A 16,188-nucleotide genomic window follows, 5' to 3' on the forward strand; every position below is an offset into this window, starting at 1 on the left:
ATTAATAAATAATGCGAAGGCCTATTTACATGAATAAATTGAAAAAGCGTATTCTTGCTTTACTTTGTATTGCATCTTTAAGCGCAAGCAACATGCTGATAAGTGGATTTTTAATTTCACCGGTTTTCGCGCAGACTGCCATTGTTGTTACAGTCAATGGTAATCCTATCACAAATTACGATATTCAAAGACGTGCTGCTTTTCTCAAACTCCAACAAAAGCAGGGTAATCTTATTGCACAAGCAAAAGCTGAGCTTATCAATGAAACCCTCAAAAATATCGAAATAAAGCGCCGAAATATTGAAGTAAGTAAGAATGATGTTGACAGTGCTTTTGAAAATTTTGCAACGCAAAATAATATGACCATTGAGCAGCTAGACCAAATTCTGATTCAAAATGATATCACCGTGCAACACTTCAAAGATTACATCCGTGGACAGATAGGATGGGGGCGTCTTGTTAATGCACGCTATCAAGCCGAAACAAGTATGGTTACAGAACAAGAAGCTGTCCGCAGAATATTAAAAAATGGTGGTATTAAGCCTTCTACCAATGAATATACACTCCAGAGAATTGTTTTTGTTATTCCTGCACACCGCCGTTCAGAAATCTTTGAGAGACGGCAAAGAGAAGCAAACAATTTTCGCGCACATTTCCGAGGATGTGCTAATGCACGAAATCAAGCAAGAGGCATTTTAGATGTTACTATCCGTCACTTGGGAAAATTTCTTGAACCGCAACTTCCCAGTGCATGGGAACAGGCCATCCTTGCAACACCTGTCGGAAAAATGACAAAATTCCAAGAAACATCTGATGGAATTGAAGCGGTTGCTGTCTGTAAAATCAAAAGAGTTTCTGATGATTACGTAGCGCGGCTGATATTTTCCATTCAAGATAATAAACAAAAGAGCCCGCAAAAACTTGAGAAATTGAGCGAAAAATATTTAGACGAATTGCGGCGGGCGGCACGTATTCAAAACTCATAATGGCTGTCCTTATTGTTAGTAGTGGTGATCCTGCTGGTATTGGTCCTGAAATAGTAATAAAAGCGTGGAATTTGCGTGTTACGCGTCAAATTCCACCTTTCGCCCTTCTGGCTGATCCAGATGTCATTCGTACACGCGCCCATTTCCTACAGATCAATGTTGAAGTAGAGTCTGTTTTTACAGATAATCCTGTAAAAAATTTTCAAGCCGCTCTTCCTGTAATACCATTAGAAAATCGACAGAGTAGTCAACCAGGCTTACCTTCACCAAATAATGCTGCAGGAACAATTGAAGCGATTAAACGTAGCGTTCAATTAATCCAGAGCGGCTATGCATGTGCACTTGTTACGTGTCCTATTGCTAAAAAAAATCTTTACGATGCCGGATTTGAATTTCCAGGTCATACAGAGTTCTTAGCCGATTTGGCTTATCAAAACTCCCATAAATGTTATCATCCGGTTATGATGTTATCAGGGCCTCGATTAAAGACAGTTCCCATTACTGTTCATGTTCCATTCAAAGAGGTTCCTTCATACCTTACCCGCGAGCGCATCATTCAAACGGCACTTATTACTGAACACGACCTAAGAACACGCTTTAAAATAACTTCACCCCGTCTTGCTATTGCTGGACTTAACCCTCATGCGGGAGAAGAAGGTACAATGGGAAAAGAAGAGAGTGCAACTATTATCCCCGCTATTGAATATCTTAAAAAGAAAGGACTCAATATCATAGGTCCACTGCCTGCCGATACGATGTTCCATGAATCTGCAAGAAAGAGATATGATGTTGCTCTTTGTATGTACCATGATCAAGCTCTTATTCCTGTTAAGACACTGGACTTTGATACCACTGTCAACATCACTTTAGGGCTACCTTTTATTCGTACTTCTCCAGATCACGGAACTGCTTTTGATATTGCTGATAAAGGAATTGCCTCTCCTGAAAGCTTTATCGCTGCTCTTAAACTTGCAAATCAACTTGCGGACAATAACTTTCATGCCAATAGATAATCTCCCTCCTCTGCGTGAGGTTATTAATATGTACGGCTTGCAAGCTCATAAATCCTTGGGACAAAATTTCCTTTTTGATCTTAATCTCACATCTAAAATTGCGCATCAAGCAGGAAATCTAGAAGGAAAACCTGTTATTGAAGTCGGCCCTGGTCCTGGTGGTTTGACACGTGCTTTGCTTGCAAAGGGTGCTATGGTAACAGCTATAGAGCGTGACGAACGCTGTATACCAGCTCTCTTAGAGATAGAAAAATACTATCCACAAAAGCTAAAAATTATTTATAATGATGCACTAAAGCAAGATTTCTCAAAAATCTTTGAAAAATCTTTGGAAAAACCACGCATTATTGCCAATCTTCCCTATAATATTGGAACACAACTCTTATTAAATTGGCTGTTGGCTGAACCGTGGCCGCCTTTTTATGAATCAATGACGCTAATGTTTCAACGAGAAGTTGCAAAGCGTATTACTGCGAAGCCTCAATCTGCACATTATGGACGTCTTAGTGTCTTAACTGGATGGCGTACCATTGCTAAAATTGCTTTTGATATTCCCCCTCAAGCCTTTATACCACCCCCAAAAATAACTTCTTCTGTTGTCCATATCATTCCACAAACAGAACCTCTTCCCTGTTCCGCACAAAATCTAAGCTTTATTACAAAAATTGCTTTTGGACAAAGACGAAAAATGCTTCGTCAAAATCTTAAAGCAGTTGGAGGTGAAATGCTGTTAGAAAAAGCTGGTATTGATGGAACACGCCGTGCTGAAACACTTTCAATTTCTGAATTTGTCACGTTAGCCAATTTACTAATCTAAAAAGTATAACTTTATCATCCGTTTTTTTATCTTACAAACGATAATATCCATTTATTTATCACTTTTAAAAGTAATAAAAACATTAATTAACCTCTTCGGTCATAAGCCTACCAATAAAAGATTCTAGAAAAGAACCTCTTTCACGTTTTGCTGTTTCGGCTAAATAAATCGCTTTAATAAGCGAGGTGGATTGATTCAAATCCTCATTAATAACAACATAGTCGTAAGAGCGCCAATGTTGCATTTCCGTTCGTGCATTCTTCAATCGTAAATTAATGATATCTTGGCTGTCTTCTGCTCGACGATGCAAACGCGAAACAAGCTCCTTCATTGATGGTGGAAGAATAAAAACAGAGACGGTATCCCCAGGCATCTCTTTTTGAAGCTGTTCGGTACCTTGATAATCAATATCGAATAACATATCGCGTCCAGCTTTTAATACATTTTCAACGCTTTCACGTAATGTCCCGTAATAATTTCCATGAACTTCTGCCCATTCAATAAACGCATTATCATCACGTCTGCGTTCGAACTCTTTCTTTGAGACGAAATGATAATGAAGACCATCTACCTCACTCAAACGCCGTTGTCGTGTTGTCATACTTACAGAAAGCTCTAATTGTCCCTCTTTCAAGAGTAACCGTGAAAGCGTTGATTTTCCTGCTCCTGAAGGTGAAGAGAGAATAAATAAAAAACCCCGACGCTGCTCTTTTTTTAGCATCTCATTCATCCTTAAAGAATGTTATCATACCGCTCTACTTTTTTACTTTTCTGCAAACTTTAATAATACATTTTCTACAGTCAAAAAAGGCTAATGCGTTGCCTTTAATGCACGCCACTTGCGAACATTTTCATTATGTTCTTCTAAAGTCCTAGAAAAAACATGCCCTCCCGAACCATCAGCGACAAAATAGAGGTCATCACTGCTTGGCGAATGTGCCACCGCTTTCAAAGAATCCCGACCTGGATTTGCAATCGCCGTTGGTGGTAAACCATTAATTTTATAAGTATTATAGGGTGTTTCCTTATCAAGATCTGAACGATAAATGGCACGACCAGATGGTATTCCTTTCCCACCAAAAAGACCATAAATGACCGTTGGATCAGACTGAAGACGCATATGTTTTGCAAGACGGTTATAAAAAACCGCAGCAACCTTCGGTCTCTCTGCTGCAATTCCCGTTTCTTTCTCAACAATCGAGGCCAATATAACAAATTCCTCTATGGATTTTATTGGTAAATCGGGTGAACGCGTAGCCCATATAGCATGAATTAATTTTGTCTGTCCTTCACGCAATCTTTTGATAATTTCTTCACGCGTTGTTCCGCGAATAAAACGAACCGTATCCGTCATTAAACTCCCCTCAGGAGGTAAAACTTTCGGCAGATCGCCAATTAAAATGTCATTAGCAGCTAATCGATCGAAGACTTGTTGAACAGTTAACCCTTCTGGTACTGTAAAGGTATATTCAATAGATTTGCCTTTCACAAGAATATCCATAATATCCCGCATTGAAGCATGTGCTGGAATCAAATATTCTCCTGCTTTAAGATGTGTTGTTTTTTGATGGTATCCAACCCCATAAACAAAAATATCAGCAGACCGAATAAGACCACGCTTTTCAAGTAGTGAAGCAATTTCACGAATTCCTGTTCTAGGATGGATAAGAATAATTTGTTCTTCCTGTGTCTCACCTTTTCCCTCAAAAATACTTTTTCCAATATAAAGAGGAATACTTATGGCCAAAATAATGACCATAATGAGCATTAGAAAAAGGTGACCAAGAATGACTAAGGGATTCCGTGCGATAGATGACTTCTTTTGTTTCTTATGTGCTAACATATCATTCTCTGTGAGATGATCTAAAGAGAAATCATTCACATCCTTTCATGGTTTTCCATTTTTCACATCGGATACAATTCTCATCCTCGAATTTTTTAAATATCACAACGCGCATTTCTCATTGATTTATATAAAGTAGAAAACTCACAAACAAACAAGGGTTGTTATTCCCCAAAGCGCCGCATCACTAAAGATGCATTTGTACCACCAAACCCAAAAGAATTAGAAAGAATCGTATTAATTTTTCGCTCGCGCGGTTTATGCGGAACAAGGTCAATTTTTGTTTCCATGGATGGTTTATCAAGATTAAGTGTTGCTGGAGCTATATTATCTCGTATAGCTAAAACACAAAAAATGGACTCAGCGGCACCAGCTGCACCAAGTAAATGCCCCACAGATGACTTTGTTGATGACATGGATACTTGTGATGCATAATGTCCTAAAACACGCTCAACTGCTGCTAACTCTATGGTATCAGCCATTGTTGAAGTCCCGTGGGCATTAATATAATCAAGTTCGCTTACATTTACCTGTGCACGCTTAAGAGCAGCCATCATACTACGCTGTGCACCTTCACCACTCTCTGAGGGTGCAGTAATGTGATAAGCATCACCAGATAAACCGTAGCCAATAACCTCAGCATAAATACGCGCACCGCGTTTTTTAGCGTGTTCAAGCTCTTCTAAAACGATAATTCCGGCTCCCTCACCCATCACAAAACCATCACGATCAGTATCATAAGGGCGTGATGCTCTCTCAGGATCATCATTACGACAAGTAGAAAGAGCTCTGCAAGCTGAAAAACCAGCAAGAGATATTCGATTTATCGGAGATTCAGTACCACCTGCTACCATGACATCGGCATCACCCAAAGCAATCAAACGTGCTGCATCACCAATTGCATGTGCACCTGTCGAACAAGCGGTTACAACCGAATGATTGGGACCGCGCAAACCATATTTGATAGACACATAACCAGAAGCAAGATTAATCAAACGCCCTGGAATAAAAAAGGGGGAAACACGTCGTGGACCTTTATCACGAAGCGTATAACCAGCCTCCACAATGCCTTCAATGCCGCCAATACCTGAACCAATTAATACACCTGTACAAACTTGATCTTCATCACTCTTGGGAAACCACTCAGCATCTGCAAGAGCTTGGTCAGCAGCAGCTATTGCATAAACAATAAATGCATCAACTTTACGCTGTTCATTGGAAGCCATATGCAAATCAGCATTATACGTACCATCTGTTCCATCACCCAAAGGAATACGGGCAGCGATCTGACATGGTAAATCGGATACATCGAATTCAGTAATGCGTCGAACACCACTCTTCCCTTCAAGAAGCCGTTTCCAACTATATTCGACATCACCAGCTAATGGGGATACCAATCCTAAACCAGTAACAACAACACGTCTCATGATTTACAACCTTGAATTGAAACTTATCTCTCAAAGTTTACTTTTCAAAATAGTTTGAAAGAACAGAGGCAAAAGCGCAAAATGCTTCTGCCTTTCAGTCATTATGTAGAAGCCTTATCGATAAACTTTACTGCATCACCCACTGTGAAAATCGTTTCAGCGGCCTCATCTGGTATTTCTACACCAAATTCTTCTTCAAAAGCCATAACAAGCTCAACTGTATCAAGGCTATCTGCTCCTAGATCATCGATAAAGCTTGCATTCTCTACCACCTTATCTGCATTAACTCCAAGATGCTCCACGATAATTTTCTTAACGCGCTCTACTGTATCACTCATATTGAAATCCTCGAATTTATATTTTTCCTATAATTTGGTTAGCTATATCGGCTCATCTAATCAAGCAATAGATGCATTATCTCTAAAGATTTTAGCAATGATTTAAAACTTCCTGTGGATATCCCCTAAAAAATGAACCAATCTGACATTCCGACATAAGTTAACTAATTTACTATACTAAGGGAATGAAGGAAATACATTCATTTTTACACTCCACTCATATTATTTAAAATAATACAGTTTATAAATCAATGTGGAATAAAAAAATACTTAAATCATTGCCATTCCACCGTTAATGTGTAGTGTTTGACCAGTTACGTACGCTGCCGCATCACTCGCTAAATACACAGCAGCAAAAGCGATTTCTTCTCCACTCCCCATACGCTTCATTGGAATAGCCGCCATAATCGTTTCCTTTTGCTTGTCATTGAGTTTATCCGTCATTGCGGACTTAATAAATCCTGGAGCAATACAATTAACCGTAACATTCCGTGAAGCAATTTCCTGTGCCAATGCTTTAGAAAAGCCTATCAAACCAGCTTTTGCAGCACAATAGTTGGTTTGCCCAGGATTTCCTACAACACCAACAATAGATGTTATGTTAATAACCCTTCCATAACGCCGCCGCATCATAGAATGTATCAATTCACGTGTTAAAAGAGAAGCAGCGGTTAAATTAACAGCTAAGACATCATCCCAGTCTTGATCCTGCATACGTACAAAAAGACCGTCTCGCGTGATTCCTGCATTGTTAACAAGGATATCAACGCCCCCCATCTCTTTTTCCGCTGTTTTAGCTAATTGCTTAATAGATTCACGGTCAGAAAGATTAGCAGGAAACACAAAAACGTCTTTTCCCAGATCTGTAGCCACTTCTTTAAGTTTATCTTCACGTGTTCCATGGAGCCCAACAATCGCTCCTTGTGCATGAAAACAACGCGCTATTGCCTCACCAATTCCTCCCGATGCCCCTGTTATAAGAGCTTTACGACCTGTTAACTTAAACATTTTTATGACTCCTTCATCGATTAAACGCTAAGCATCTGTAGTGCTGTTTCTATTTCCCCTGCTGTTCCAATTGTTAATCCCTTTATGTCCTTGTTAATACGACGTGTTAAACCTGTTAATACTTTTCCAGAACCAACTTCAAAAACTGTATCAATCCCATGAGCACTCATCCATTCTATAGTTTCGCGCCACCGTACTCTCCCTGTCACTTGTTGAACAAGAAGTGTCATAATACGCTCTGGATCACTCTCTGGTGCAACAGAAACATTGGAAATTAGAGGAACAAGAGGGGGGCTTTTGTTAACAGTCAAAAGCGCTTTCTTCATGGCATCAGCAGCAGGTTGCATTAAGGACGAATGAAAAGGCGCAGAAACAGGAAGAAGAAGTGCACGTTTAGCACCTTTTTTTGACGCAATTTCCACTGCTGTTTCAACAGCTATTGCTTCACCTGAAATAACAATTTGTCCACCACCATTATCATTAGCAATCTGGCATACTCCTTCTCCAGAAACAGCCTCACAAATTCCTTCTACATCTTTTTCATCCAAACCGATAAGGGCTGCCATAGAGCCTTTACCAACAGCAACAGCAGCCTGCATAGCATTGCCGCGAATACGCAAAAGCCTCGCTGTATCAGTAAGACTAAATGTACCAGCTGCACAAAGAGCCGAATATTCTCCCAAAGAATGGCCTGCAACAAATTTTATCTTTTCTTTTATATTAAATCCCAATTGTTCCATCACACGAATAATTGCTATGGATACAGCCATTAATGCTGGCTGAGTATTTGCTGTTAGCATTAAAATATCTGCTGGTCCTTCAAAAATGATATCTGATAATTTCTCACCTAAGGCATCATCAACTTCTTCAAAAACCATCCGAGCGGCAACAAATTGTTCTGCAAGCGCTTTGCCCATACCAACAAGCTGGCTCCCTTGCCCTGGAAAAATAAAAGCAGCTACCATTATTTGACTCCTCAATTATGCAATTAAATTCTCTTCTTTTGATCTCATTCATCAATACAAATCAAGTTATACAGAGATAATTGTTTCTTATTCTATTGATATTATCGTGCAGTATCATATTCCTCTTGAGTATGCACGCCCCACAAACAAAACCACTCGATATAGATTACCGGTCAGTGAATTTATTATAGTATTAAATAAAAGCGTTTAGCACGCATTCCTATTACCAATTAATCAACAGATTCATGTGGTGATTTTGCACGTAAGATGCATTCATTTTTCTCTTCATTGCCCTAAGATTCTAGGTCCTCCTCTCTTTTTTGTTTTTTCACAATACTGCCTTTTATCTAAAAAGGAATCTCATCATTTCTAACGTCATAAGACATATCAAAAAACCACTGGTAGCTTCTGTTATCATGCGATGATAGATTTGCTCTTGATCATCATTACTTTGCCATCTAGAAACTTCAAATCGCTTTTGTTTTTAGGTAAAGCGATTTCTTCTACGTAGCGATCATGAATCATTTTATGAAAATACAATAAAGTTAATAGTTTATATATTTTTATTTTGTTGAATTTTCTTAAAAAGCTACACTTTTATGCATATTCAATTGATCATTTCTATAAACAATTGTTCTCTATAAACAGAGCATAAAAACAGATCACGATGCAAATATTATAACGCATGTGAATATTCACATGAATTGCAAAGCAGCTATCATTCATAACAGCTCATAAGTTTTACAATACGTTTTATCATAACAAATTGCATTGTTAAAAATGCAAACGTTTAAAATTATCTATAACGAAATCGCTTAGATTTAAAATTCCATCTTATTTTTAGAATTGCATTGATAACGCCTAAAGATATGACTTTCTTCAAAATAGAAAAGTGTAAAATCTGAAGATATTATCAAAACATCATCGTATAAAGAACACTTAATTACCCATTTTTAATAGCAATATTTTCCGTAGCAATTGCGTATATGCATCCTGCATCTGCTGCAACTGATTTGTGCCTTGTATTTGTAAAGAGGTGTATAACACTTCCTGATATATAAGTTATACGTTTTTCACTATAGAAAAAATCTAGCTCTCCTTCTATAATTAAGAGAGTTTCATCAACTTCGTGAATATGCCAATCATGTATTTTCTTGGAAATTCTCTTTGTATCTCTATAGATTCTTGCTCTGGCAGCATCATTTTTAATCCATCATATATATTTTCATTTTGTGAAATTGAGTTATTATTGCATTCTGTTATTATACGATATGGATAAAATGATGATTCAATATTATTATCTTGCAGGAACTGTTGCATCTACTCTTTGTTCTTTGAATCATCATATTTTCCTAAAAGAGTTTTTTTTGAGACAACATTCAAAAGGTTCAAGTCTTTTTCTTACCGTAGAAAAGGTATTTTTTGCTTTTTGTTCCATATCCAGCAAATCAGAAAAAACACCTATGCTGGAAAATTAACATAAATGTACAATTCTTTCTACTTAAGCTGTTTATATGAGATGGTGTATTGCAAACTATGAAATAGGTTCGCCATGAAAGCAGTTCCCCTAAAGGATTATCCATATTTTGGGATATGTGTTAGACTATTCTTGACCGTCAAATGCTTGTAAACCTCTCAATATAGACAAAATTTTCTATAACTTCGATACTTTGTATGGAGGCGTGCTCTTCAAATGCAACAAAAGATGTGTTGTTTGCAAAGCTCTTATAATTATCACAATAATTGATAAGGTCTTCCCTAATATTTTTTGCAGTCAACTTTTTGTATAAGACAAATCTCAGTATCTCTTTTGGTATCCTTTGACCCAGAATATGCAGGAAAAAGATTTGTTTTGTTACCCATTATCACATCGTTTTTTCAAGACCATTTGCTTCCATTTTTCATATTTGTCTATATTTTCAATTATTTGCGTTGCTGAATCTGTATTTTCTTTTCCAAATGTTGTATTTTATAGGAAATTGTTACGAATTGTCCTTTCTAAGGCTGATAATTCATCATCACTCCAGCCCCAAATTGCTATAATGGCAGGGCAAGTGTTTAAGTCGGTTGTCAGAGGCAGCGGTTCATTCTCTTTAAAAAAAAGTGCAAAATGAACCACATTTTGCCAAGAATGAAGCTTTTTCTGCCATAGGCTAATATCTTTTATGATGCGACCATCGTCCTTGTTGATAAGAAAGAGTATACGCCCCTTTTTCTTAAAGCGGCTTGGTTCTTCAGAAAACACTCCTGTAATAAGATTAACAGAGCTTTCAAGTAAATCATTGTCATAGCAATGTGCAAACAAAGCGGGAGCAATTCCCCCGTGGAGGCGTGCTCCCACTTCAATCATCACTGGACCGCGGGCAGTTTGCATAATTTCCATATGTGCAGGCCCATATTCAATCCCCACCGCATGAATGCATTGTTTTGCATAAGAGATAAGAGCAGCGTAAAGGGGATCTTGCGCATCAAGCACATCAAGCGATTCATAAACGAAAGCACTTCCATTATGCATACCCTTTTTATATCGTGATAAAGCACATATTTTTATAGATTCCCCATTTACAATAGCGTCTACTATGTATTCCTCTCCCTCCAATCTTTCTTGAAGCAAATAAGCTTCATTAGGTAGACCAAAAATATTTTTCTGCATCCAGTCGATTTCAGAAACCCACGCCACCACTTCCTCACGACTGGAGAAAAACAAAACACCATCGCTCCCAGCAGAATCATTCGGCTTCACTACATAACCGCTGAGACTTTCAAAATCATCGAGAGCATAATCGTCTTTTGTAAGAATTTTTGAGCGGATGTAAGATAAACCTTTTTCACAAAGGCGCCTTTGCATCATCGCCTTCTTCCGCCGCCAATCTGTCGTCAAGGGGTTATTACCAGGACAACTATAATATGCAGCCAATTGTTCTGCACAATAAATACCTCCTTCGGCACCTGCCACTACAGCCTCTATCATGCCAATTGGAAAGCGTTGCTTTATCTCATCTACACTATAAAGCTTTTCTTCTGCCATACCTTCCCCCTGATAAGAAAGCGTAAAACGCGAATAATGCGCTGGTTGAGATAAAACGCCATAACAGGCATAACCCAATTTTTGCAAAGCAGGACCATAAAGAGCACCCGTGGAGAAAGGATCGACAATAAGAATGGATTTATTCATGCTGTAACACGCCGCGATAAAAAGAAAAGGACATAAATAAAAATTATCAACCCTGTAAGGGGTAAAAGATACATAGCTGCCTGTGGTCCCATAAGGGCGGAGCTTGTAAGACAACCAAAGATAACATAACCCGCCGATTGGGAGACAGTATAAAGCATGCCACTATAACTTCCCACAAGCTCTGCTTGGGCTTCTGTTCTCGTCGCTTCAATCGTATGTTTGCGGGCATTAATCCGCATAGTATTCATTGAAAAACCAATAAAAAAGCAAAAAAACACAGCCAAATAGGGCGATTGGGTGATACTAAAAATGAGATCAGAAGTACTCAACATAAGGGCTGGGAGAATGAATTCAAAGCGAGGGATTTTGATAAAAGCAGCTAAAAAAGCACCCACGCCAGCAACCGCACTGCAAAGCCCATAATATTCAGGGCTAAAATTTTTTACACTCTGAAAAAGGATGGTTGCCAGTGTATTATAAGCGCAAATATGAAAGCCAATAAAGCCTCTGCAAGCGCATAACAATTTAAGTTCAAGGGAAAGACTATCTGCCTGTGATGTAAATGTTGGCTCCTTCTCGGCTACAAACGTCGCACCATCGGTAGTATTATATTCATCACGAAAGATAACATATCCAGCCACAAGACTTATGATGATATCAAACATACAAATTGCTGCAATCAAACCATTATAGCCAACTCCAGCTGCTATTCCTTGCGAACTGGTTATTTCTAAGAGATAACCACCAAGAGCTGCTCCCAAAAAAGCACCAATCTGCACCACTGTTTGCATGATGCGAGCAGCTTTTTGGGCGCTAATATAACCACTAAGCGCTAGTTTAGTATTATAAGTTTCAAGCGTACTTAAAGTAATTAAAGAGAGATAACCAATAGAGATAGATACAGCAATAAAACCAAGGAAGGAGTCAATGCAATGGAAAAAAGCAATCAATAAAAGAAGGCTATAAATGATGATCCGTCTTTTGTATAAATCTACCAACTGCAGCGAGGATTTAATATGCACACGGCCACTTTTTTTTAAAAGATAGGGTGTCAGGGTTCCTAACGCCATGGTCACACCCAAGAAAACCGATGAGGATGTTATGCGATAAGCATTCCAAAGGTTACTTAAAAAAAGCACCATATCAGAAAAATACAGCAAAACAACAAGTCCATAAAACCGAAAAACAAGTTCTTTGCGCATACCCCCTCTCCGATTCTAAAAAGTCGTTTTATAATCGATATACATATTGCAGAGCATGTCAAATATTTTCGATAGGAGCATAATATAAATTTAAATGCTGACGTTTATCGTAGTGATAACTATTTTTCAGGCAACTGAGTAGCGAAGGTGACTCGTGTTTTTTCTTCTACTATACAACTTCTACTATACAAAGAGTGCCTACCGTAAAAGACTCACTCTTGAACCGATAAAAAAGCTTTAAAAAATGAGAGATAGAGGCAAAAAAACATAATAGAATCAAAATTCATCAATTCTCTTATATTAGACATAATTTTATGATTTTGTTTGTTTTCTTTTTCCTTTATCACCCACTACGTGTTTTTTAAAGTGCGAGAGATAAAAATAAGGAAATAGGATATTCCGAGTTTCATGTAATTAATGAAATTTATTTCTGTAAAAAATAAATTAATAATATTTTTTTACGATCGTACATAAGAAAAAGCAAACATCAGAGAAAAAAAGGAATAAGCTTATTTAATGATTTTTATATTCTTAATAAGTAACGAGATATGCAATTTCTTTATCAATAATTTCCATGAAGTGTTTTGGCAAATTATATTGCCACCTTTTACTTTTTTGAAAAAAACTTATTCTAAAATATAGGACTACTGATTTAATGGCCATTCTCAAAAAAAACTGTAACTTAGGAATTATTTTGATTGGGATTCAAAAACTCTTATTAAAAAAGTGATAATTAACCTTTAGAAACTCATTTATATGATTGACCTTTTGCAAGAACTTTGTAAAAAAGCAATGTCTAGTTTGGAGGGGTGGCCGAGCGGTTTAAGGCACCGGTCTTGAAAACCGGCGTGCAGGAGACTGTACCGTGGGTTCGAATCCCACCCCCTCCGCCACTCGATATTTAGAGGCAAATAACTTATTGATTCTTGTAGCTTGCCACTAGGTTTTGCATAATTTGACACTGGTGTAGCTTGCCACTAGGTTTTGCATAATTTGACACCAGGTTTTGCAGCAATTCATTTTTTTTCACAGAGTTTTTAAGCGGTTCTCAGAGAAGCTTTAAGAGGTGTTTAGAACCGCTTTCATGAGTCTTATTTTGCTCTGCCCAGAATCACAATTTAAGATGATACATCTCTTCCAATAATCCCATTATTTGACATCTAAAATCTGTAAAACATGCATGCAGAGACCAACAAATTTTGTATCATTTGCATCATATTTTGTAAAAATGACCTCCTTTTCAAAGGATTTTCATTTTTTCAAAGGGCTCTCAAAGGGTCTTCAAAGGTCATTTATTGCCTCTTTTAGGGGAATTGAATAATCGTTTTTTCCTATCCCAAGCATATTACTAAAAAGAGAAAAAGCATTTGAGCAATTCGGTCAACTTGACCCAATTGCTAATCTTCACGCACTTGGTACAACTTGTACCAATTTCTTCAAATGCCTATCATCATCAATCAAAAGGTCAAGTTGACCCTTTGATTTTTTATCCCCTTCACACTTTAATATATTGTGATTTGAAAATGCATTATCGCTTCTCTGAGCAATAGGGGCAACTTGCACCTATTGCATGATAACAAACAATTCGGTCAACTTGACCCTATTTCTCATCAGCAAACCAAAGTGCAATGTTTACACTTTGATTCACATGCGCATCACCGATCAAAGGATAAACTTTACTTTTTGATTTTCTCATTCTAGTAGCTACCCTCTTCCCATGGCTGTTTTCCCTTCTCTGGTGCCTCTAAGGTGATTTCTGTGGTATAGCCGCTTTGTTTCTCATAGCGGTGGGTCACGGTTGCGGCTTTCCATGGACCATTGATTTGCTCACGGAACCCTTGCAAAAGGAGAGGTTGATCGGCCATGATTTCTGGACGCCCTTCTAAAACCAAAGAACCACTGCCCATGCTACGGCACAGCCGGTCTGATTCTGATGCGGCAGCAGCTAAAGCTTCCTCTCTGCAAGGATAGCAACCACGCAAACGCCGTGTGGGACCTTTGAGGTTTGTGCGATATTTGACAGATAGCTGTTTACCTTGCGAGCGATCAAAGTACGTTGATTCAACGCTGCCATATTGGGTGCGTGGCTCGAGGGTAAATTCCCAACTGGAACAATCATGCTTGGCAAGAGTGAGGGGCGGTAAATTGTTGCCGCTTAAAAATAAAAATTTATTGTCTTTGATTAAAAAACGTGCCTGCATACGCTCTGCAAGGCGGGTTAAAAAATCAATTGTCGATTGATCAGTGCGCACCACATAAGGCAAGGTTTTGCTATAAAATTCTTGGTCGACTTTGGCTTGATAACCATGGCGCTTGGCTAAGCTTTCAACAATCTCACCAATGGTTTTATTGTCAAAATGCTCACTTGCTTGTTCTTTGAGTTCGCCACGCATTGAAGCGCTTTTGCCGCAAAGGTGTAAAACCTCTCCATCACTGCCCCCGATACTGACAACAGATTCAACAACAAAACGCCCCATAACCGCACTGATGCTGTCCTGATAACCAAACAGCACCTGCAAGGTGCTGTTCTTTTGTGGAACCTCTAAATCATTGTCCCTATCATCAAACTCCGCTTCAAAACGATCGGCTTCATTGCCGGCATGATCGGTAATGGTGGCGCTAAGAAGACGCTGGTAAAAAACCTCATGGACGGGTTTGTCTCCAACCTTAACCTCGATAAAAGGATATGTCCGCCTTAATCCCATAACCGCTTCACTCTGCTTTGAGGAGGAACAAAGACAAATTCAGGCAAAGTGATCTCTAAACCCCGTGGCAAAACAGCACCATATTGGGCAATCCCTGGATTGGCTCTCAAGGTGGCTTCTAAATAGCCCTCTAAGAATCCAGCCTGTTGACGGTCTCCCAACACCGCCATGGCATGTTGAAAGCAAATCAGATCGAGGCTCATATCTTCTAACTCTACAACAACGTGCTTTGCTGGTAGCTTCATAGCTGTTGTCCCTCTTGGAAATATCCTTGTGGTTTGCCCCCATCAAAAAAGGGCAACAGACTGATGGAATAACGGATACGCTGCGATTGACCAGAGCGACTGATATAATCGTGGTCTTTCGTGATGGAGGTAATCACCACGGGACCATGGAATATGGCACTATAACTCATATCATTGACCCAACGAAGCATCTGCACCGGTTTTGCTGCTCGTATGGTCATGGTGAGTGCATCAATGGCTATACGATCACCAAACTCTTCTGGAAACCACACGCCATGGATGGTTTTGGCATCATTGCCATAGCCGGTAAATTGCAAGCTGGGGGCTTTGCCAAAACGCTCCATAGACACCCATGAGGCGGAGAACTCTTCTTCAAAGGATTGGAAATTCAGCCAATCGACATAAAATTGATGCGGACCTAGCATCATCAAAGGATCTTTCATTTTCCTCCTCCCCTCATTGTT

13 protein-coding genes, 1 tRNA gene and 1 pseudogene are annotated in these 16,188 nt (G+C 38.8%); 4 read left to right on the top strand and 11 right to left on the bottom strand.

Going from position 1 to position 16,188, the window contains the following annotated elements:
* Positions 1 to 29: 29 nt before the first annotated feature.
* Genes LNM86_RS07350 through rsmA form a run of 3 tightly spaced genes read left to right on the top strand, consistent with a single transcriptional unit; the run spans position 30 to position 2,816 of the window.
* Positions 30 to 986 (top strand): SurA N-terminal domain-containing protein, encoded by a 957-nt coding sequence (locus LNM86_RS07350; protein WP_241437148.1) that lies wholly within the window; start codon positions 30 to 32, stop codon positions 984 to 986.
* Positions 986 to 1,999, top strand: a complete 1,014-nt coding sequence (gene pdxA / locus LNM86_RS07355; protein ID WP_241437149.1) for a 4-hydroxythreonine-4-phosphate dehydrogenase PdxA — start codon at positions 986 to 988, stop codon at positions 1,997 to 1,999. The genes LNM86_RS07350 and pdxA overlap by 1 nt, the downstream gene beginning before the upstream one ends.
* Positions 1,986 to 2,816, top strand: a complete 831-nt coding sequence (gene rsmA / locus LNM86_RS07360; RefSeq protein WP_241437150.1) for a 16S rRNA (adenine(1518)-N(6)/adenine(1519)-N(6))-dimethyltransferase RsmA — start codon at positions 1,986 to 1,988, stop codon at positions 2,814 to 2,816. The genes pdxA and rsmA overlap by 14 nt, the downstream gene beginning before the upstream one ends.
* An 82-nt stretch (positions 2,817 to 2,898) precedes the next feature.
* On the opposite strand, the pseudogene gmk reads toward rsmA, so the two are convergent.
* From gmk to LNM86_RS07400, 8 genes and pseudogenes are all read right to left on the bottom strand, one after another.
* Positions 2,899 to 3,562 (bottom strand): annotated as a pseudogene (gene gmk / locus LNM86_RS07365) (guanylate kinase).
* Between the two features lie 65 nt (positions 3,563 to 3,627).
* Positions 3,628 to 4,698, bottom strand: a complete 1,071-nt coding sequence (mltG, locus tag LNM86_RS07370) for an endolytic transglycosylase MltG (protein WP_241437151.1) — start codon at positions 4,696 to 4,698, stop codon at positions 3,628 to 3,630.
* A 125-nt stretch (positions 4,699 to 4,823) separates the two neighbouring features.
* A complete protein-coding gene (gene fabF, locus LNM86_RS07375; protein WP_241437152.1) occupies positions 4,824 to 6,086 on the bottom strand; it encodes a beta-ketoacyl-ACP synthase II in 1,263 nt (420 codons plus the stop codon).
* Between the two features lie 101 nt (positions 6,087 to 6,187).
* Positions 6,188 to 6,424 carry an acyl carrier protein gene (locus LNM86_RS07380; RefSeq protein ID WP_241437153.1) on the bottom strand — a complete coding sequence of 79 codons (237 nt, stop codon included), beginning with the start codon at positions 6,422 to 6,424 and terminating at the stop codon, positions 6,188 to 6,190.
* Positions 6,425 to 6,694: 270 nt separating this feature from the next.
* Entirely contained in the window at positions 6,695 to 7,432 is a 738-nt protein-coding gene (gene fabG / locus LNM86_RS07385; protein ID WP_241437154.1) for a 3-oxoacyl-[acyl-carrier-protein] reductase, read from the bottom strand.
* Between the two features lie 20 nt (positions 7,433 to 7,452).
* Positions 7,453 to 8,397: an ACP S-malonyltransferase gene (gene fabD / locus LNM86_RS07390; protein ID WP_241437155.1), complete on the bottom strand. Its 945-nt coding sequence runs from the start codon at positions 8,395 to 8,397 to the stop codon at positions 7,453 to 7,455.
* Between the two features lie 1,969 nt (positions 8,398 to 10,366).
* Positions 10,367 to 11,572, bottom strand: a complete 1,206-nt coding sequence (locus LNM86_RS07395) for an ATP-grasp domain-containing protein (RefSeq protein WP_241437156.1) — start codon at positions 11,570 to 11,572, stop codon at positions 10,367 to 10,369.
* Positions 11,569 to 12,774 carry an MFS transporter gene (locus LNM86_RS07400; RefSeq protein ID WP_241437157.1) on the bottom strand — a complete coding sequence of 402 codons (1,206 nt, stop codon included), beginning with the start codon at positions 12,772 to 12,774 and terminating at the stop codon, positions 11,569 to 11,571. The genes LNM86_RS07395 and LNM86_RS07400 overlap by 4 nt, the downstream gene beginning before the upstream one ends.
* An 803-nt stretch (positions 12,775 to 13,577) precedes the next feature.
* Here LNM86_RS07400 and LNM86_RS07405 point away from each other — a divergent pair.
* A tRNA-Ser gene (locus LNM86_RS07405) sits at positions 13,578 to 13,667 on the top strand.
* Positions 13,668 to 14,471: 804 nt separating this feature from the next.
* Here LNM86_RS07405 and LNM86_RS07410 read toward each other — a convergent pair.
* Genes LNM86_RS07410 through LNM86_RS07420 form a run of 3 tightly spaced genes read right to left on the bottom strand, consistent with a single transcriptional unit; the run spans position 14,472 to position 16,167 of the window.
* Positions 14,472 to 15,479 carry a phage late control D family protein gene (locus LNM86_RS07410; RefSeq protein ID WP_241437158.1) on the bottom strand — a complete coding sequence of 336 codons (1,008 nt, stop codon included), beginning with the start codon at positions 15,477 to 15,479 and terminating at the stop codon, positions 14,472 to 14,474.
* Entirely contained in the window at positions 15,470 to 15,724 is a 255-nt protein-coding gene (locus tag LNM86_RS07415) for a tail protein X (RefSeq protein ID WP_241437159.1), read from the bottom strand. The genes LNM86_RS07410 and LNM86_RS07415 overlap by 10 nt, the downstream gene beginning before the upstream one ends.
* Positions 15,721 to 16,167 (bottom strand): phage tail protein, encoded by a 447-nt coding sequence (locus LNM86_RS07420; RefSeq protein WP_241437160.1) that lies wholly within the window; start codon positions 16,165 to 16,167, stop codon positions 15,721 to 15,723. Before LNM86_RS07420 ends, LNM86_RS07415 begins: the two co-directional genes overlap by 4 nt.
* Between the last annotated feature and the right edge of the window lie 21 nt (positions 16,168 to 16,188).

This window comes from Bartonella machadoae, from assembly GCF_022559585.1.
Lineage (GTDB): Bacteria > Pseudomonadota > Alphaproteobacteria > Rhizobiales > Rhizobiaceae > Bartonella > Bartonella machadoae.